At 73.8% G+C, this 17,332-nt stretch carries 17 protein-coding genes; 2 read left to right on the top strand and 15 right to left on the bottom strand.

Annotation, left to right across the window (positions count from 1 at the left end):
- Positions 1 to 16: 16 nt before the first annotated feature.
- From nuoL to O2W53_RS09975, 14 genes are all read right to left on the bottom strand, one after another.
- The gene (nuoL, locus tag O2W53_RS10040; protein ID WP_269162906.1) at positions 17 to 1,933 is read right to left on the bottom strand and encodes an NADH-quinone oxidoreductase subunit L; all 1,917 of its coding nucleotides are present in this window, start codon (positions 1,931 to 1,933) and stop codon (positions 17 to 19) included.
- A 19-nt stretch (positions 1,934 to 1,952) separates the two neighbouring features.
- The gene (gene nuoK / locus O2W53_RS10035; RefSeq protein WP_036333187.1) at positions 1,953 to 2,252 is read right to left on the bottom strand and encodes an NADH-quinone oxidoreductase subunit NuoK; all 300 of its coding nucleotides are present in this window, start codon (positions 2,250 to 2,252) and stop codon (positions 1,953 to 1,955) included.
- On the bottom strand, positions 2,249 to 3,139 hold the full coding sequence (locus tag O2W53_RS10030) for an NADH-quinone oxidoreductase subunit J (RefSeq protein WP_269162905.1): 891 nt from the start codon (positions 3,137 to 3,139) through the stop codon (positions 2,249 to 2,251). The genes nuoK and O2W53_RS10030 overlap by 4 nt, the downstream gene beginning before the upstream one ends.
- Entirely contained in the window at positions 3,136 to 3,804 is a 669-nt protein-coding gene (gene nuoI / locus O2W53_RS10025; protein WP_269162904.1) for an NADH-quinone oxidoreductase subunit NuoI, read from the bottom strand. Before nuoI ends, O2W53_RS10030 begins: the two co-directional genes overlap by 4 nt.
- Positions 3,797 to 5,236 (bottom strand): NADH-quinone oxidoreductase subunit NuoH, encoded by a 1,440-nt coding sequence (gene nuoH, locus O2W53_RS10020; RefSeq protein ID WP_269162903.1) that lies wholly within the window; start codon positions 5,234 to 5,236, stop codon positions 3,797 to 3,799. The genes nuoI and nuoH overlap by 8 nt, the downstream gene beginning before the upstream one ends.
- Entirely contained in the window at positions 5,233 to 7,752 is a 2,520-nt protein-coding gene (locus O2W53_RS10015) for an NADH-quinone oxidoreductase subunit G (protein WP_269162902.1), read from the bottom strand. The genes nuoH and O2W53_RS10015 overlap by 4 nt, the downstream gene beginning before the upstream one ends.
- Positions 7,752 to 9,077, bottom strand: a complete 1,326-nt coding sequence (nuoF, locus tag O2W53_RS10010) for an NADH-quinone oxidoreductase subunit NuoF (RefSeq protein WP_269162901.1) — start codon at positions 9,075 to 9,077, stop codon at positions 7,752 to 7,754. The genes O2W53_RS10015 and nuoF overlap by 1 nt, the downstream gene beginning before the upstream one ends.
- A 1-nt stretch (position 9,078) precedes the next feature.
- Positions 9,079 to 10,083: an NADH-quinone oxidoreductase subunit NuoE gene (gene nuoE / locus O2W53_RS10005; RefSeq protein WP_269162900.1), complete on the bottom strand. Its 1,005-nt coding sequence runs from the start codon at positions 10,081 to 10,083 to the stop codon at positions 9,079 to 9,081.
- A gap of 79 nt (positions 10,084 to 10,162) precedes the next feature.
- Entirely contained in the window at positions 10,163 to 11,485 is a 1,323-nt protein-coding gene (locus tag O2W53_RS10000) for an NADH-quinone oxidoreductase subunit D (protein ID WP_269162899.1), read from the bottom strand.
- Positions 11,482 to 12,201 (bottom strand): NADH-quinone oxidoreductase subunit C, encoded by a 720-nt coding sequence (locus tag O2W53_RS09995; RefSeq protein ID WP_269162898.1) that lies wholly within the window; start codon positions 12,199 to 12,201, stop codon positions 11,482 to 11,484. The genes O2W53_RS10000 and O2W53_RS09995 overlap by 4 nt, the downstream gene beginning before the upstream one ends.
- Positions 12,198 to 12,866: a NuoB/complex I 20 kDa subunit family protein gene (locus O2W53_RS09990; RefSeq protein WP_036333175.1), complete on the bottom strand. Its 669-nt coding sequence runs from the start codon at positions 12,864 to 12,866 to the stop codon at positions 12,198 to 12,200. The genes O2W53_RS09995 and O2W53_RS09990 overlap by 4 nt, the downstream gene beginning before the upstream one ends.
- Positions 12,867 to 12,902: 36 nt before the next feature.
- A complete protein-coding gene (locus O2W53_RS09985; RefSeq protein WP_081975124.1) occupies positions 12,903 to 13,265 on the bottom strand; it encodes an NADH-quinone oxidoreductase subunit A in 363 nt (120 codons plus the stop codon).
- A gap of 233 nt (positions 13,266 to 13,498) precedes the next feature.
- Entirely contained in the window at positions 13,499 to 13,711 is a 213-nt protein-coding gene (locus O2W53_RS09980) for a hypothetical protein (protein ID WP_269162897.1), read from the bottom strand.
- Positions 13,712 to 13,865: 154 nt separating this feature from the next.
- Positions 13,866 to 14,228, bottom strand: a complete 363-nt coding sequence (locus O2W53_RS09975) for a hypothetical protein (protein ID WP_269162896.1) — start codon at positions 14,226 to 14,228, stop codon at positions 13,866 to 13,868.
- A 135-nt stretch (positions 14,229 to 14,363) separates the two neighbouring features.
- Between O2W53_RS09975 and O2W53_RS09970 the strand changes: the two genes are divergently transcribed.
- The gene (locus tag O2W53_RS09970) at positions 14,364 to 15,242 is read left to right on the top strand and encodes an aminoglycoside phosphotransferase family protein (protein ID WP_269162895.1); all 879 of its coding nucleotides are present in this window, start codon (positions 14,364 to 14,366) and stop codon (positions 15,240 to 15,242) included.
- Here the strand turns inward: O2W53_RS09970 and O2W53_RS09965 are convergent.
- On the bottom strand, positions 15,239 to 15,955 hold the full coding sequence (locus O2W53_RS09965; protein WP_269162894.1) for a demethylmenaquinone methyltransferase: 717 nt from the start codon (positions 15,953 to 15,955) through the stop codon (positions 15,239 to 15,241). The genes O2W53_RS09970 and O2W53_RS09965 overlap by 4 nt on opposite strands.
- Before the next feature lie 38 nt (positions 15,956 to 15,993).
- Between O2W53_RS09965 and O2W53_RS09960 the strand changes: the two genes are divergently transcribed.
- Positions 15,994 to 17,268 carry an isochorismate synthase gene (locus O2W53_RS09960; protein ID WP_269162893.1) on the top strand — a complete coding sequence of 425 codons (1,275 nt, stop codon included), beginning with the start codon at positions 15,994 to 15,996 and terminating at the stop codon, positions 17,266 to 17,268.
- Positions 17,269 to 17,332 lie beyond the last annotated feature (64 nt).

The following is a 17,332-nucleotide window of genomic DNA, read 5'->3' as shown; positions in this document are numbered from 1 at the left end:
GGGGTGTTCGGGGTGGTCATGCCGTCACCGCGACCAGCGCGCCGGCGACCAGCACCGCGCCGCCGAGGATGCCGAGGGCGTAGCTGCGGACGAACCCGGTCTGCGCCCGGCCCAGCCGGGCCGAGCCGCCGCCCAGGGCGGCGGCCGCGCCGTTGACCGCGCCGTCCACCCCGCGGGCGTCCAGCCAGACCAGCGCGCGGGTGAGCCACACCCCGGGGCGCATGACGAGCGACTCGTTGACCGTGTCGGCGTACAGCCCACGGCGCGCGGCGGTGACCACCGGCGAGACGCGGGCCGGCGCCGTCGTCGGCACCTCGCGGCGGCCGACGAACAGCCAGGCCGTGAGCGCCCCGAGGGCGACGACCACGGTGACGACGATGCTGACCACCAGCGGCGACACCAGGTGCGCGGCCTCCTCCGGCTCGCCGAACACCGGCTCCAGCCAGCCACTGAGCGGGAAGGCGGCCACCAGCAGGAAGCCCGCCGCGACCGACCCGAAGGCCAGCAGCACCATCGGCGCCGTCATCGACGCCGGGGCCTCGTGCGGGTGCACGCCCTCCTCCCAGCGCGGGCGGCCGAAGAAGGTCATCAGCATCAGCCGGGTCATGTAGAAGGCGGTGAGCCCGGCACCGAGGACGGCGACCCCGCCGAGCACCCAGCCCGACCAGCCGCCGCGGTCCAGCGCCACCTCGATGATCGCGTCCTTGGTCCACCAGCCGGACAGGAACGGGAAGCCGATCAGCGCCAGGTAGCCCAGCCCGAAGGTGACGAAGGTGACCGGCAGCTTCCTGGCCAGGCCGCCGAAGCGGCGCATGTCGACGGAGTCGTCCATCGCGTGCATCACCGAGCCGGCGCCGAGGAACAGCCCGGCCTTGAAGAAGCCGTGCGCCAGCAGGTGGGCGATGGCGGCCGCGTAGCCGACCGGCCCGAGCCCCACGGCCAGGAACATGTAGCCGATCTGGCTGACCGTGGAGTAGGCCAGCACCTTCTTGATGTCGTCGTGGGCGCAGCCGGCGATGGCCCCGATCAGCAGGGTGACCGCGCCGACGGCCAGGACGACGGTGCGGGCGGTGGGCGTGGCGTCGTAGAGCGGGGCGCTGCGGGCGATCAGGTAGACCCCGGCGGTCACCATCGTGGCCGCGTGGATGAGCGCCGAGACCGGCGTCGGGCCCTCCATCGCGTCGGGCAGCCAGGCCTGCAGCGGGAACTGGCCGGACTTGCCGCAGGCGCCGAGCAGCAGGAGCAGCCCGATCGCGGTGACGGTGCCGCCGGCGAGCAGCCCGACCGAGCCGAAGACGCCGGCGTAGGACGTCGTCCCGAGCTGGGCGAACATCAGGAAGATCGCCAGCGCCAGGCCGACGTCCCCGACCCGGTTCATCAGGAAGGCCTTCTTGGCCGCCGTGGCGGCCGCCGGGCGGGTGTGCCAGAAGGCGATGAGCAGGTAGGACGCCAGGCCGACGCCCTCCCAGCCGACGTAGAGGGCCACGTAGCTGTTGCCCAGGACCAGCAGCAGCATCGCCGCGACGAACAGGTTGAGGTAGGCGAAGAACCGGCGGCGGCCGGGGTCGTGCGCCATGTAGCCGATCGAGTAGACGTGGATCAGCGCACCGACCCCGGTGATCAGCAGGGCGAAGACCGCCGAGAGCGGGTCGAACAGCAGCCCGGCGGTGACGTCGAGGTTGCCGGTGTCGATGAAGGTGAACAGGTCCAGGCTCACCGTGCGGCCGGCGCGTTCGGTCAGCGCGAGGGTGCAGGCCAGCGCGACGGCGAACGCCGCGACCACGGTGCCGGTCGCCAGCAGGTGCCCCCAGCGGTCGGTACGCCGCCCACCCAGCAGCAACAGCGCAGCACCGGCCAGCGGCAGCACGATCACCAGCCACGCGACGGACAACAGCCCGTCGACCGGGACCGACGCAGGCACGACCTCGTTCACCCCTGGGCTCCCGTTCCGCTCAGTACTTCAGCAGGTTGACGTCGTCGACCGAGGCCGAGCGGCGGGTGCGGTAGATCGACATGATGATGGCCAGGCCGATGACCACCTCCGCGGCGGCGACGACCATCACGAACAGGGCGATGACCTGCCCCTCGACCGTCCCGGTGCTCCGGGCGAAGGTGATCAGCGTGAGGTTCACCGAGTTGAGCATCAGCTCGATGCACATGAACACGACGATCGCGTTGCGCCGGACCAGGACGCCGACCGCGCCGATGGTGAACAGGATCGCGGCCAGCACCAGGTAGTTCGTGATGGTCATCGGGGCGCGCTCTCTCCGCTGCCGGGGACCGGGCCGGTGGTGCCGCCGCCGATCGTGCCGAGCGCCGCGTCGGTGCCCCCGGCGTGCGGCAGCCCCTCCCGCTCGATCCCGACGCTGCCGGTGCGCGGCATCTCGGCGACCCGCACGGGCTCGACCCCGGTCGCGAAGCTGCTCGGCGCGAGACCGCCGTCGGGCAGCCGGCCGGGCGCGGCGATGGAGTTGGCCCGCGCGTAGACGCCGGGCCCGGGCAGCGTCTGCGGCCGGTCGGTGAGGAACCGGGCGCGGGAGCGCTCCTTCTGGCTGCGCAGGACGCCGGGCTCCCGTTCGGCGTGGGTGAGCATCAGCGCACCCACCGCGGCCACGATGAGCAGCGCACCGGTGACCTCGAAGGCCAGCACGAAGCGCCCGTAGAGCACGGCGGCGATCGCCTCGACGTTGCCGGCAGCCGGCCCGCCCTCGGTGCCCTGCACCGCCGTCAGACCGATCACCGGCAGGTCCTCGGCGCCCCGCGCGACACCGGCACCCACCAGCCCGGCGAAGCCGATGCCCAGGACGATCGCCGCCACCCGCTGCCCACGCAGCGTCTCGACCACCGAGTCCGACGTCTCCCGGCCGACCAGCATGAGCACGAACAGGAACAGGATCATGATCGCGCCGGTGTAGACGATGATCTGCGCCGCACCGAGGAACGGCGCCTCCTGGACGACGTAGAACACGCCCAGGCTGAGCATGGTGGCGACCAGCCACAGCGCGGAGTGGACGGCGTTGCGGGACAGGACCATCCCCAGCGCACCGGCCAGGGCGACCGGGGCCAGCACCCAGAAGACGATGGTCTCCCCGGTGCCGATGACCACCCCGGTGTCCGCAGCGGCGGCCAGCACGCTCATGCCCGCTCCCCGACCACCGGCTCGGCGGCCGACCCGGGCTGCGGCGCCCGCACGTAGTAGTCCTGCTCGCTCTCGCCCAGCCGCATCGGGTGCGGCGGCTGCTCCATCCCGGGCAGCAGCGGGGCCATCAGCTGCTCCTTGGTGTAGATCAGCGCCTGGCGGTCGTCGTCGGCGAGCTCGAAGTCGTTGCTCATCGTCAGCGACCGGGTGGGGCAGGCCTCGATGCACAGCCCGCAGAAGATGCAGCGCAGGTAGTTGATCTGGTAGACGGCGCCGTAGCGCTCACCCGGGGAGAAGCGGGCGTCCTCGGTGTTGTCCCCGCCCTCGACGTAGATGGCGTCGGCCGGGCAGGCCCAGGCGCAGAGCTCGCAGCCCACGCACTTCTCCAGGCCGTCGGGGTGCCGGTTGAGCACGTGCCGGCCGTGGTAGCGCGGCTTGGTCTGCTTCGGGACCTCCGGGTACTCCTCGGTGGTCACCTTCTTGAACATCGTGGCGAAGGTGACCCCGAACCCCTGGGCGGGCCCGGGCAGCCAGCTGGACCGCTTGCCGGGGGCCGTGCTGGACGGCGCCGCGGAGGACTGGCGGGCGATGGCCGTGCCCTCCCGCCGGGCCGGGCTGGCGCCGGACGTCGGCTCGGTGGGGGGCGGCGGGGTGGGCTCAGACATCGTCGGTCTCCTCAGGCGTGGTCGAGCTGCTGCGCCGGCCGGTGCCGACCACGGTCCCGGCGCTGACGGACTCCCGGCTGCGCAGCCGCGGGGAGGGTGGGACGACCAGGTCCATCGGGGGCACCGGGAACCCGCCGGCAGCCCGGTCCCGGCCCCGGGCGTCCAGCACCTGCGGCTCGGCCGGTGCCGGCCCGCCGGCGGCGGCCTCGCGGGCGGCGACCCGGGTGTCCCGGTTGCGCATCCGGGAGGCCAGCAGCAGCCCACCCAGCAGCACCAGCGCGATCGGCACCCCGACGAAGACCGCCATCTCGCCGGCGTCCACGTCGGTCTCCCGGGCGACGGCGCGCAGCGTCGCGACGACGAGGATCCAGACCAGGCCGACCGGGACGAGCACCTTCCAGCCGAAGCTCATGAACTGGTCGTAGCGGAGCCGGGGCAGCGTGCCGCGCAACCAGACGAAGACGAACAGCGCGACGACGACCTTGGCGAAGAACCACAGCAGCGGCCACCAGCCGGTGTTGGCGCCGTCCCAGATCGAGATCGGCCAGGGCGCCCGCCAGCCGCCGAGGAAGAGCGTGGCGGCCAGCGCGGAGACGGTGACGATGTTGATGTACTCGGCCAGGAAGAACAGGGCGAACTTCAGCGACGAGTACTCGGTGTGGAAGCCGCCGACCAGCTCGCTCTCGGCCTCGGGGAGGTCGAAGGGCGCCCGGTTGGTCTCGCCCACCACGGCGATGGCGTAGATGACGAAGGACACCGGCAGCAGGACGGCGAACCAGCTGGGTCCGGTGAACTCGAGGCCGAAGAGGGACAGCTCGGTGCCGTCGGCCTGGGCGGCGACGATCTCCGAGGTCGACATCGAGCCGGCGTAGAGGAACACCGCGACGATCGACAGGCCCATCGCGATCTCGTAGCTGATCATCTGGGCCGCGCTGCGCAGCGAGCCGAGCAGCGGGTAGGTCGACCCGGAGGCCCAGCCGCCGAGCACGATGCCGTAGACGCCCATCGCCGAGCAGGCGAGCACGATGAGCACCCCGATCGGGGAGTCGACGAGCTGCAACGGCGTGCGCTCGCCGAAGATGCTGACCGTCGGGCCGAGCGGGATGACCGAGAACGCCAGGAAGGCCGGGATGGTGGCGATGACCGGCGCCAGGAAGTACACCGGCTTGTCGGCCAGCGCCGGCATGATGTCCTCCTTGAACGCCAGCTTCAAGCCGTCGGCGAGGCTCTGCAGGTAGCCGCGTGGCCCGACCCGGTTGGGGCCGATCCGCTGCTGCATCCGGGCGACGACCTTGCGCTCGAAGACGATGGCGAACAGCGTCATCAGCACCAGCACCCCGAAGATGCCGACGATCTTGATGAGCACGATCCACCAGACGTCGTTCCCGAAGTCCACCAGCGTCGGCTGGTCGGCGGCGGCGAAGACGGTCACTCCTGGGCTCCCCGCAGGCTCGAGACGGACGTCGCGCCGGCCGGGGTGGGCGGCGGACCCGCCAGCCGGACGACGGAGCCGGGGCCGGCGCCGAGCTGGGTGCGGACCTCGCTGCCCGGCGAGCGCATCGGCAGCCAGACCACCCCGTCGGGCATCTCGACCAGCTGCACCGGCAGCGTGACCGCCCCGGCCGGGCCGGTGACGGTGAGCGGGTCGCCGTCGGCCAGGCCGAGACGGCGGGCGGCGTCCTTGCCCAGCCGGGCGACCGGGGGCCGGGCGGTGCCGGCCAGCGCCGGCTCCTCCCGCTGCAGCGTCCCGACGTCGACCAGCTGCCGCCAGGAGGCGAGCACCGCCTCGTCGTCGGCCAGCTCCGGCAACGGTGCCGGGGCGACGTCGGCTCCGGTGCCGGCGGGTGCCTGCGCGGCGCCGCCGAGGGCGGTCAGCTGGGCGCGGACCTCGGTCACCGAGCCCACCCGCAGGTCGACGCCCAGGTGCTCGGCCAGGCCCTGCAGCACGCGGCCGTCGGTGAGCTGACCGGTGCCGTGCAGGGTCGCGTCGAAGGGACGGACCCGTCCCTCCCAGTCCAGGTAGCTGCCGGCCTTCTCCGGGGCGGCGGCGACCGGCAGGACGACGTCGGCATGCGCGGTGACCGCGGTCGGGAACAGCTCCAGGCTGACCACGAACCGGGCCGCCTGCAGCGCCCGCTCGGCCAGCACCGGGTCGGGCAGGTCGGCGGGGTCGACGCCCCCGACGAGCAGCCCGGACAGGGCGCCGTCCCGGGCGGCGGTGAGGATGCCGGTGAGGTCGCGTCCCGGCGTCGCCGGGACGTCGGCTCCCCAGCGCTGGGCGACGGCGGCCCGGTCGGCGGCGCTGGCCACGGTGCGGCCGCCGGGGAGCAGGGTCGGCAGCGCGCCCACCTCGACCGCGCCCCGCTCCCCCGCCCGGCGCGGCACCCAGCCGATCCGGGCGCCGGTCTCGGCGGCGAGGGCGCTGACCGCGGAGAAGCCGCCGGGCAGCTCGGCCAGCCGCTCCCCGGCCAGGATGACCGCGCCCGGGCGGAACAGCGCGACGGCCGCGTCGGCCAGCACGCCGTCCACCGGGTTGGCGGCCAGGTCGCGGAGCAGCTGGGCCTCCTGGCCCGGGACCGTCGGCAACACGGTGGCCTGCAGCTTCTCTGCGGCCCGGGTGCCGAAGGGGGCCACGTCGAACACCTGCAGGCCCGCCGTCCGGACCGTCCGGCGCAGCCGCAGGAAGACGATCGGCGACTCCTCCTCCGGCTCGAAGCCGACCAGCAGCACGGTCGGTGCGGTGCTCAGGTCGTCGTAGCTGACCGCGCCGGCCCCGGGGGCGGTGCCCGCGACGTGCGTGGCCAGGAAGTCCAGCTCCTCGGCGGAGTGCGCGCGGGCCCGGGCGTCGACGTCGTTGGTGCCCAGCGCCACCCGGGCGAAGGCGGCGTAGGCGTAGGCGTCCTCGACGGTCAGCCGGCCACCGGGCAGCACCCCGACCCCGCCGGCCGCGCGCGCCGCCCGCAGCCCCTCGGCCGCGGCGGCCCAGGCCTCCGGCCACGAGGCCGGCTGCAGCTCACCGTCCCGGCGGACCAGCGGCGTCATCAGCCGCTCGTTGCTGCTGGCGTAGCGGAAGGCGTACCGGCCCTTGTCGCAGTTCCACTCCTGGTTGACCGCCGGGTCCTCCCCGGCCAGCCGCCGGGTCACCGTGCCGCGCCGGTAGTCGGTGCGCTGGGCGCAGCCGCTGGCGCAGTGCTCGCAGACGCTCGGCTCGCTGCGCAGGTCGAACGGGCGGGCGCGGAACCGGTAGGTGGCGCTGGTCAGCGCGCCGACCGGGCAGATCTGCGTGGTGTTGCCGGAGAAGTAGGACTCGAACGGCTCGTCCTCGTAGATCGCCACCTGCTCCAGCGCGCCGCGCTCGAACAGCTCGATGAACGGGTCGCCGGCCACCTGCTGGCTGAACCGGGTGCAGCGGGCGCAGAGCACGCAGCGCTCGCGGTCCAGCAGCACCTGCGAGCTGATCGGCAGCGGCTTGGGGAAGGTGCGCTTGGTCTCGACGAACCGGGACTCGGCGCGCCCGTTGCTCATCGCCTGGTTCTGCAGCGGGCACTCCCCGCCCTTGTCGCAGACCGGGCAGTCCAGCGGGTGGTTGACCAGCAGCAGCTCCATCGTGCCCTGCTGGGCCTTGTCCGCGACCGGGCTGGTGAGCTGGGTCTGCACCACCATGTCCGGGGCCACCGGGGTGGTGCAGGAGGCGACCGGCTTGCGCTGCCCCTCGACCTCCACCAGGCACTGCCGGCAGGCGCCGATCGGGTCCAGCAGCGGGTGGTCGCAGAACCGCGGGATCTGCACGCCGATCTGCTCGGCGGCCCGGATGATCAGCGTGCCCTTCGGCACGGCGACCGGGAAGCCGTCGATGGTGCAGTGCACGGCGTCCGGTGGGGTGTGCGGGCCGGGCGCGCCAGGCGGCACCGCCGGTGCGGGCTCGGGGGTGGTCGGGGTGAGGGTCATCAGGCTGCTCCAACCGGCTCGAGCCGCAGCGAACGACCGAGGCGGGCCTGCTCCTCGGCCGGCAGCAGCGCGACGTAGTCGTCCTTGAAGTACTTCAGCGAGCTGGCGATGCAGCTGGTCGCACCGTCGCCGAGGGCGCAGAACGAGCGGCCCAGGATGTTGTCGCAGGTGTCGGTGAGCAGGTCGAGGTCGGCGGCCCGGCCCTGCCCGTGCACCAGCCGCTCCAGGATCTGGACCAGCCAGTAGGTGCCCTCCCGGCAAGGAGTGCACTTGCCGCAGCTCTCGTGCGCGTAGAACTCGGTGAACCGCAGGGTCGCCTCGACGATCGAGTCGGTCTCGTCGAACACCATCAGCGCGGTGGTGCCCAGCATCGAGCCGGCCGCGGCGACCGAGTCGAAGTCCAGCGGCACGTCGAGGTGCTCGGCGGTGAAGTAGGGCGTCGAGGAGCCCCCCGGCGTCCAGAACTTCAGCTCGTGACCGGGCCGGACGCCGCCGGCCATGGCCAGCAGCTCGCGCATCGTCGTCCCCATCGGGGCCTCGTACTGGCCCGGGTGCACCACCCGGCCGGACAGCGAGTAGATCTTCGGGCCGGGCGACTTCTCCGGGCCCATGCTCTTGAACCACTCGGCGCCGCCGCGGACCACGTACGGCACGCTGGCCAGCGTCTCCACGTTGTTGATCACCGTCGGCGAGCCGTAGAGGCCGGCGACGGCGGGGAACGGCGGCTTGAGCCGGGGCTGCCCGCGGTAGCCCTCCAGGGAGTCCAGCAGCGCGGTCTCCTCGCCGCAGATGTAGGCCCCGGCGCCGGCGTGCACCACCAACTCGAGGTCGTAGCCCGTGCCCAGCACGTCGCTGCCGAGGTAGCCGGCGGCGTAGGCCTCCTGCACGGCGGCCATCAGCCGGCGATGGGCGTGCACCGCCTCGCCACGGACGTAGATGACGGCGAAGTGCGAGCGGATCGCGTACGCGGTGATGATCACGCCCTCCACCAGGGAGTGCGGGTCGGCCATCATCAGCGGGAGGTCCTTGCAGGTGCCCGGCTCGCCCTCGTCGGCGTTGACCACCAGGTACTTGGGCGCCGCGGCCGGGCCGGTGGGCTCCTCCCCCGGCTTGGGCTGGGGGATGAAGGACCACTTCATCCCGGTGGGGAAACCGGCGCCGCCGCGACCGCGCAGGCCGGAGTCCTTGACCAGCGCGACGACGTCGTCCGGCGCCATCTCCAGGGCCGAGCGGAGCGCGCGGTAGCCGTCGAGGCGTTCGTAGGTGTCCAGCGTCCAGGAGCGGGGCGCGTCGAAGCGGGCGGTGAGGACGGGGGTCAGCGGCATCTCAGGTCTCCCGCTCGATCGAGCTGTTCTGCCCGGCGCCCGAGCTGGTGGGCGGGGTGTCGGTGCCCTCGCGGCCGCGCTCGGCCGGCTGGCGGCCGGCGGGCTCGGGGGTGTCCGGGTGGTGCTGCGCCGCCCCGGCCCGCTCGGCCGGGGTGTCAGCGGAGGCGACGGCGGTGTCGGCGGCCTGCTCGGACGCCGTCTCGCCCGGCCCGCCCGCGGGCTCGACGTCCGGCTCGGGCGCCTGCTCGGGCTGGGCGTCGCCCATCGGCGGCGCGGACTCGCCGCGCTCGGCGGCCAGCCGCACCCCGATCAGCGTCGGCCCACCGGCCGACGGGGCATCGATCGCCGCCCGCTCGGCCTCGAGGTCGGCGTGCTGGGAGAAGCCGGCCAGCTGGCGGGAGACGCCGCGGAAGTCGGTCAGCGGCGCCCCGCGGGTGGGTGGCGGCTTCTCCCCCATCCGCAGCGCGGTGACCAGCGCGCGGGCCGACTCGACGTCCTGCTGGTCGTAGAACTCGTAGTCGACGGTGACCACCGGCGCGTAGTCGCAGGCGGCCAGGCACTCCGCGTGCTCCAGGGTGACCGAGCCGTCGGCGGCGGTCTGGTCGTGGCCCACGCCGAGGTCGGCGGAGATCGCGTCGTAGATCCGCTGCCCGCCGAGGACGGCGCAGAGCGTGTTGGTGCAGACGCTGACCAGGTGCTCACCGGTCGGGTGCCGCTTGTACATCGTGTAGAACGTCGCGACCGCGCCCACCTCGGCCTTGGTCAGCCCGAGCAGCCGGGCGCAGAACCCCACGCCCTCGGGCGAGACGTAGCCCTGGACCGACTGGACGAGATGCAGCATCGGCAGCAGAGCCGACCGCTCCTGCGGGTAGCGGGCCATCAGCTCGCGGGCCTCGGCCTCGGTCTGCTCGGTCAGCGGCGGCAGATCCGGGGCGGCCGGCTCGACCGGGCTGGAGTCCAGCCCGGTGACCGCCGTCCCCTCGTAGGAGCCGGGCAGTGCGCTCACGTCAACTCCTCGCTGACGCTCGTCGCCGCCGCTCGCGCGGTGCGGCTCTGCTCATGGGATGAACTCGCAAGCTCGTTCATCAGCGGTCGACGCCTCCCATCACGGGGTCGATCGAGGCGATCGCGGCGATGACGTCGGCGATCATGCCGCCCTCGCTCATCGCCGCGGTGGCCTGCAGGTTGACGAAGCTGGGGTCCCGGACGTGCACCCGGAACGGGCGGGTGCCGCCGTCGCTGACCACGTGGTAGCCGAGCTCGCCTCGGGGCGACTCGATGGCCGTGTAGACCTGGCCGGCCGGCACCCGGAAGCCCTCGGTGACCAGCTTGAAGTGGTGGATCAGGGCCTCCATCGACTGGCCCATGATGTGCCGGACGTGGTCCAGGGAGTTGCCCATCCCGTCGGCGCCCAGGGACAGCTGCGCCGGCCAGGCGATCTTCTTGTCCTCGACCATCACCGGCCCGGGCTCCAGCCGGTCCAGCGCCTGGCCGATGATCTTGATCGACTCGGTGATCTCGCCCATCCGCACCAGGTAGCGGCCCCACGCGTCGCAGGTGTCCGCCGTCGGCACCTCGAAGTCGTAAGTCTCGTAGCCCAGGTACGGCTCGACCTTGCGCATGTCCCAGGGCAGCCCGGCCGCACGGAGGACCGGTCCGGTGACGCCGAGGGCCACGCAGCCGGTGAGGTCGAGGTAGCCGGTGTCCTTGAGCCGGCGCTGCCAGATCGGCTGGCCGGTGAGCAGCCGGTGGGTGCCGGCGACCCGCTCGGGGAGGACGGCGAGCAACTCCCGCACGGACTCGACGGCGCCCTCCGGGAGGTCCTGCGCCAGCCCGCCGGGGCGGACGTAGGCGTGGTTCATCCGCAGCCCGGTGATCTCCTCGAGCACGTCCAGCACCAGCTCCCGCTCCCGGAAGCCGTTCGTCATCCCGGTGAGCGCGCCCATCTCCATGCCGAAGGTGGCCAGTGCGACCAGGTGCGAGGCGATCCGGTTGAGCTCCATGACCAGCACCCGGATGGTCTGCGCCCGCGGCGGCGCCTCGATGCCGAGCAGCTTCTCCACGGCCAGGCAGTAGCCGGTCTCGTTGAACAGCGGGGCCAGGTAGTCCATCCGCGTGACCAGGGTCGTGCCCTGGGTCCAGGTGCGGTACTCCGTCGTCTTCTCGATGCCGGTGTGCAGGTAGCCGATGACGACGCGGGCCTGGGTGACCGTCTCGCCCTCGAGGTCGAGGACCAGGCGGAGCACCCCGTGGGTCGAGGGGTGCTGCGGGCCCATGTTGACCACGAGCCGCTCGTCGCCCTGGGTGTCGGCGCCGAAGGTCTGGTCCCAGTCGCCGCCGGTGACCGTGTAGACCCGGCCCTCGGTGGTCTGCCGGGAGCCGGCGTAGGGGTCCTGGGTGGTGGTCATCGGTAGCTCCGGCGCTCGTCGGGGGGCGGGATCTGCGCGCCCTTGTACTCGACCGGGACGCCGCCGAGCGGGTAGTCCTTGCGCTGGGGGTGGCCCTCCCAGTCGTCGGGCATGAGGATCCGGGTCAGCGCCGGGTGGCCGTCGAAGACGACGCCGAACATGTCCCAGGCCTCGCGCTCGTGCCAGTCCGCGGTCGGGTAGACGGAGGTGACCGAGGGGACGTGCGGGTCCTCGGCGGTGACCGCCACCTCCAGCCGGATCCGCCGGCGGTAGGTCATCGAGGTCAGGTGGTAGACGACGTGCAGCCGCGGCCGCTCCGGCGTCGCAGCCGGGCCGCCGCTGTCGGCGTAGTCGACGCCGGAGACGCTGCTGCACAGCTCGAAGCGCAGCGCCTCGTCGTCCCGCAGCGCCCGGACCAGGGTGAGCAGGTGCTCGCGGGCGACGAAGTACGTGATCTCGCCCCGGTCGACCAGGACCCGGTGGACGGCGGCGGCGTAGGTGGCCTCACCGACCGCGTCGATCAGCGCGTCGGTGACCTCGTCGAACCAGCCGCCGTAGGGCCGGTCGGTGGAGTGCAGCGCGACGGCCCCGCCGGGCTCGACCCGGACCAGGCCACCGAAGCCGGAGGTGTCGCCGCTGCCGGTGACGCCGAAGGCGCCCTTGCGGAACCCCCCGCCGGGCTCGGTCGCCGCGTCGAAGCCGGCCTCGTCGCTCATCGGTCCGCTCCGGGCAGGACGACGGCGTTGCCTCCGCGCTGCTCGATGGCGAACTGACCGGTGCGGCCCTCGGCGGCGGCCTGCTCGTAGGCGCGCCGCGCCGCCGGGTCGGCCCGGACACTGGAGGGCATCGCGAGGTGCAGCTCCGGCGCCGTCCCGTTGGCCCGGGCCTCGGCCTGCTCCCGGGCACGCTTGGCGCCCAGCGGCTGGTGCTGGATCTTGTGGTGCAGCTTGAGGATGGCGTCGGTGAGCATCTCCGGCCGCGGCGGGCAGCCGGGCAGGTACATGTCCACCGGGACGATGTGGTCGACGCCCTGCACGATCGCGTAGTTGTTGAACATGCCGCCGGAGCTGGCGCAGACGCCCATGGCGAGCACGTAGCGCGGCTCGGGCATCTGGTCGTAGATCTGCCGGAGGACCGGGGCCATCTTCTGGCTGACCCGCCCCGCGACGATCATCAGGTCGGCTTGGCGGGGGGAGGCGCGGAAGACCTCCATGCCGAAGCGGGCCAGGTCGTAGCGGCCGGCGCCGGAGGCCATCATCTCGATCGCACAGCAGGCCAGGCCGAAGGTGGCCGGCCACAGCGAGGACTTGCGGGTCCAGTTGACCAGCTTCTCCACGCTGGTCAGCAGGACGCCACTGGGGAGCTTCTCCTCCAGGCCCATGTCAGCGACCTCCGTCCGTGCTCGGTCCGGTGCGGGTCAGTCCCATTCCAGCCCCCCGCGGCGCCACTCGTAGACGAAGGCGATGAAGACGGTGCCGATGAAGACGGCCATCGCGGTGAGGCCCCACAGGCCCAGCGCGTCGTTGGCGACCGCCCATGGGTAGAGGAAGACGATCTCGATGTCGAAGACGATGAACAACATCGCGGTCAGGAAGTACTTGACCGGGATCCGCCCGCCGGTGAGCGGCTGGTCGACCGGCTCGATGCCGCACTCGTAGGCCTGCACCTTCGCGCTGTTGTAGCGGCGCGGGCCGATGAACGGGGCCGCGGTGACCGAGAAGAGCGCGAAGCCCGCGGCGAGCACGAAGAGCCCGACCAGGGGCACGTAGTTCGACAGCATCAGCCACCCCCGACCGGGGGCGTGCACGTCTTCGGGCGGGACACTGCGACGACCTCCCCGTGCTCGCGGACAGCGGACCGACGACCGTGAACTGGTTCACCGCCTGCTTGTGAACAAGTTCACAAGGTCGAGTGGTCAGAGCCTATGCCGAGGGGTGTCGGAACACCAGGACCCCCGGTGATCGAGTTCACACCGGGGGTCCTGACAGGCCGCGCAGAGCGCGGATCGTGGGGTCACAGCGGCCCGGGGGCCGACGTGCGCGGCGGCGCGGTGGGGTCGGTGGGGCCCGGTCCCGGGACCGGCGCCGGGGCCGGCGGGGAGATCGGGTCGGTCGGGGAGATCGGGTCGGTCGGGTCCGGTCCCGGGACGGGATCCGGGGCCGGCGGGGAGATCGGGTCGGTCAACGACGGGGACGGCAGGGGCGCGGGGGTGGGCGGGATAGTCATGCCCGGAGCCTGCTCCTCCCGGGGCGGCCGGGGAACACCGTCCGCTCCGGGCGCAACGCCTCGCCGTCCGGCCCGGGCGACGCTCGCCGAGTGACGATCTGTGCACGTCTGGTCCGGGCACCACACGTCGACATCTCGACACTCGGCGTCCGGGTCAGCGTGTCGTGGAGGCGTCCGGCCGTCTGTCGACCCACGAGATCATGGCGGCGACCAGCAGCAGGAGCGCGGGCACCAGGAGGTACAGCCCACCACTCAGCAACGTGACCAGCCCCCACGCGACGGACACCAGCCCGAGCGCAGCGACGACCGCAGGGGCCAGCACCGTCCCGCGGACGCGCTCGACCCGCAGGGCGAGAGCCGCGCAGGCCGCAGGTGGGCCGAAGACGACGAAGAAGACGCCCGACCCGCTGATCTCCCACACCAGGGGGCCCTGCCAGGCCGCGAGGCCGAGGACGACCACGAGCGCAACGACGACCAGTGCCCGGGCTCCCGGGGACGGGGCGGCTCGGCGGACCACCTAATCACCTCCTCGATCGCGGTTGCGGCTCGACCGTCGCCCGCTGCACGTCATCCAACCCGCCCCGCACCGCCACCACGCCGCGTCCAGACCGCCGGAGGTGAGCCGATGACCCCAGCAGGGCAGGGTGCTCCCGTGACCACCCCGCGCATCGACGTCCCGCTCGTGCGCCGGCTGGTCGCGACCCAGTTCCCGGAGTGGGCCGGCCTGCCGGTCGTGCCGGTGGAGCCGGGCGGCTGGGACAACCGCACGTTCCGGCTCGGTGCGGAGCTGCTCGTCCGGCTGCCCAGCGCGGCGGCCTACGCCGTCCAGGTGGCCAAGGAGCAGGAGTGGCTCCCCCGCCTGGCGCCGCAGCTGCCGCTGCCGGTCCCCGTGCCGCTCGGCCAGGGCTCCCCCGGCGCGGGCTACCCGTGGCCGTGGTCGGTGTACCGCTGGCTGGACGGCACCGATGCGTCCGGGACGCCGGTCGACGACCTCAGCACGTTCGCCACCGACCTGGCCGGGTTCCTGACCGCCCTCCAGCAGGTGGACACGGCCGGCGGGCCACCGGCCGGACCGCACAGCTGGTTCCGCGGCGCCCCGCTCACCCACTACGCCGGCGAGACCCACGCAGCGATCGAGGCACTGGGCGGGTCGATCGACGGCGCCGCGGCCACCGCCGTCTGGGCGGCTGCCGCATCGACCTCCTGGGACCGGCCGCCGCGGTGGTTCCACGGCGACGTCGCGGCCGGCAACCTGCTGGTGCGGGACGGCCGGCTGGCCGCCGTCCTGGACTTCGGCACCTGCGGGGTGGGGGACCCGGCGTGCGACCTCGTCATCGCCTGGACGCTCTTCACGGACCGGAGCCGGGCGGCCTTCCGGTCCGGCCTCGACCTGGACGACGGCTCGTGGGCCCGGGCCCGCGGCTGGGCGCTGTGGAAGGCGCTCGTCGTGCGGGCCGGTCTCGCCGGGACGAACGCGGCCGAACAGCACCGCGCCGACGCCGTCCTGGCGGCCGTGCTGGCCGACGACTAGACCCGGGTGCCCCGGTGCAGCGCGACGACGCCGCCGGTCAGGTCGCGCCACGCGACGTCGGCCCAGCCGGCGCCCTGCAGCCACCGCGCCAGCTCCGGCTGCGGCGGCCACGCCCGGATGGACTCGGCCAGGTAGACGTAAGCCTCCGGGTTGCTGCTGACCGCCCGCGCGATCACCGGCAGCGCCCGCATCAGGTACTCGGTGTAGACGGTCCGGAACGGCGCGAGCGTGGGGCTGGAGAACTCGCAGACCACCAGCGTGCCGCCGGGCCTGGTCACCCGGGAGAACTCGCGGAGCGCCGCCTGTGGGTCGGCCACGTTGCGCAGCCCGAAGGAGATGACGACGCCGTCGACGCTCTCGTCGGCCAGCGGCAGCGCCATCGCGTCCCCGGCCACCTTCGGCACCGGCCGGGACGCCCCGGCGCGCAGCATGCCCTGGGAGAAGTCGCAGGCGATCGCGTGCACTCCCCCGGCGGCGAGCTCGACGGTGGAGACCGCCGTCCCGGCCGCGACGTCGAGCACGGTCGCACCCGGCCGCGCACCCAGCGCCTCGCGGGTGGCCCGGCGCCAGCCGGCGTCCAGCCCGGCGGAGAGCACCGTGTTGGTCACGTCGTACCGGCCGGCGACCCGGTCGAACATCGCCGCGACCTCCGCCGGCCGCTTGTCCAGCCCGGCTCGCGTCCCCGCCGTCCCCGCCCGTTCCCCGGTCGCCACGACGGCGACGCTACCTGCGCCTCTCCTACCCTGGAGCGGTGACCACGGCAGCCGCACGCACCGCGACCAGCGCGGCAGCGGTCACCACCACCCCACTGGGCGCCCGGCGCACGCCGCTGCTGACCCTGCTCCCCCGCGACGGCGCGCTGGCCTGGGTGCGCCGCGGCGAGGGCCTGATCGGGTGGGGCGAGGCGGCCCGGCTGGAGGTGTCCGGCCCCGGTGCGCTCACCGAGGCCGCCGACTGGTGGGCCCAGCGCTGCGCCGGCACCGAGGTCCACGACCCGGTCGGCGTCCCCGGTTCCGGGCCGGTCCTCTTCGCCTCCGTGGCCTTCGACCCGGCGGTGGGGACGTCGGTCTTCGTCGTCCCCGAGGTGGTCGTGGGCCGCCGCGACGGGTGCACCTGGGTGACCGTCACCGGCGACGCGGACGACGAGGACCTCGCCGTCGTCGAGACCTCACCGCAGCACGCGGCCACCTCGATCGGCCGGCTCGCCTACGCCGACGGCGCCCTGGACCCGATGGCCTGGTGCGGTGCCGTCACCGCCGCGGTCGCCCGGATCGACGCCGGCGAGCTGGACAAGGTGGTGCTGGCCCGCGACCTGCTGGTCAGCGCCGACCGGCCGCTGGACCCCCGCCGGCTGCTGCTCCGCCTGGCCGAGCGGTTCCCGGACACCTGGACGTTCGCCGTCGACGGCCTGCTCGGGGCCACCCCCGAGTTGCTGCTGCGCCGGACCGGCCGCGAGCTGGACGCCCGGGTGCTGGCCGGTACCGCCCCGCGGGGCGCCGGCGCGGAGGACGACCGGCTGGCGGCGGGCCTGCAGACCTCGGTCAAGGACCACGCCGAGCACGCCTACGCCGTCGACTCCCTCGCCGACGCGCTCCGGCCGTTCGTCGACGAGCTCGTCGTCCCCGAGCAGCCCAGCGTGCTGACCCTGCCCAACGTCCGGCACCTGGCCAGCGACGTCCGCGGCCGCCAGCGGGACGACGACGCGACCGGGCTGCTGGAGCTGGTGGGCGCCGTGCACCCCACCGCCGCGGTCGGCGGCAGCCCGACCGCCACCGCTGCCCGCGTGATCGCCGAGCTCGAGGGGATGGACCGCGGCCGCTACGCCGGGCCCGTCGGCTGGCTGGACGCCCGCGGCGACGGGGAGTTCGGGCTGGCGCTGCGCTGCGCGCAGCTGACCGGGGCCGACGGCGGGCGGCAGGCCCGGTTGTTCGCCGGTTGTGGCATCGTCGCCGGCTCCGACCCGATCGCCGAGCTGGCCGAGACCCAGGCGAAGCTGGCCGCCTTCCAGGCCGCGCTCGAGGACTGAGCCCCTCCCCCCGAGGAGGGACCCCGCCGCGCGAGTGCCCTCCCTCAGGTCAAGACGGCACGCC

This window comes from Modestobacter sp. VKM Ac-2978 (assembly GCF_026968025.1).
Classification (GTDB): domain Bacteria; phylum Actinomycetota; class Actinomycetes; order Mycobacteriales; family Geodermatophilaceae; genus Modestobacter.
The sequence above is the reverse complement of the archived record's forward strand: the minus strand, read 5'-3'. Positions and strand labels throughout refer to the sequence as shown.

Excerpts from the sequence above, each read along its gene's own strand:
- O2W53_RS09980 (WP_269162897.1), bottom strand. The coding sequence starts at position 13,711 with ATGACTATCCCGCCCACCCCCGCGCCCCTGCCGTCCCCGTCGTTGACC.
- O2W53_RS09995 (WP_269162898.1), bottom strand. The coding sequence starts at position 12,201 with ATGAGCGACGAGGCCGGCTTCGACGCGGCGACCGAGCCCGGCGGGGGG.
- nuoF (WP_269162901.1), bottom strand. The coding sequence starts at position 9,077 with ATGCCGCTGACCCCCGTCCTCACCGCCCGCTTCGACGCGCCCCGCTCC.
- O2W53_RS10030 (WP_269162905.1), bottom strand. The coding sequence starts at position 3,139 with ATGAGCGTGCTGGCCGCCGCTGCGGACACCGGGGTGGTCATCGGCACC.
- O2W53_RS10000 (WP_269162899.1), bottom strand. The coding sequence starts at position 11,485 with ATGACCACCACCCAGGACCCCTACGCCGGCTCCCGGCAGACCACCGAG.
- nuoK (WP_036333187.1), bottom strand. The coding sequence starts at position 2,252 with ATGACCATCACGAACTACCTGGTGCTGGCCGCGATCCTGTTCACCATC.
- O2W53_RS09985 (WP_081975124.1), bottom strand. The coding sequence starts at position 13,265 with ATGCTGTCGAACTACGTGCCCCTGGTCGGGCTCTTCGTGCTCGCCGCG.
- O2W53_RS10015 (WP_269162902.1), bottom strand. The coding sequence starts at position 7,752 with ATGACCCTCACCCCGACCACCCCCGAGCCCGCACCGGCGGTGCCGCCT.
- nuoI (WP_269162904.1), bottom strand. The coding sequence starts at position 3,804 with ATGTCTGAGCCCACCCCGCCGCCCCCCACCGAGCCGACGTCCGGCGCC.
- O2W53_RS09990 (WP_036333175.1), bottom strand. The coding sequence starts at position 12,866 with ATGGGCCTGGAGGAGAAGCTCCCCAGTGGCGTCCTGCTGACCAGCGTG.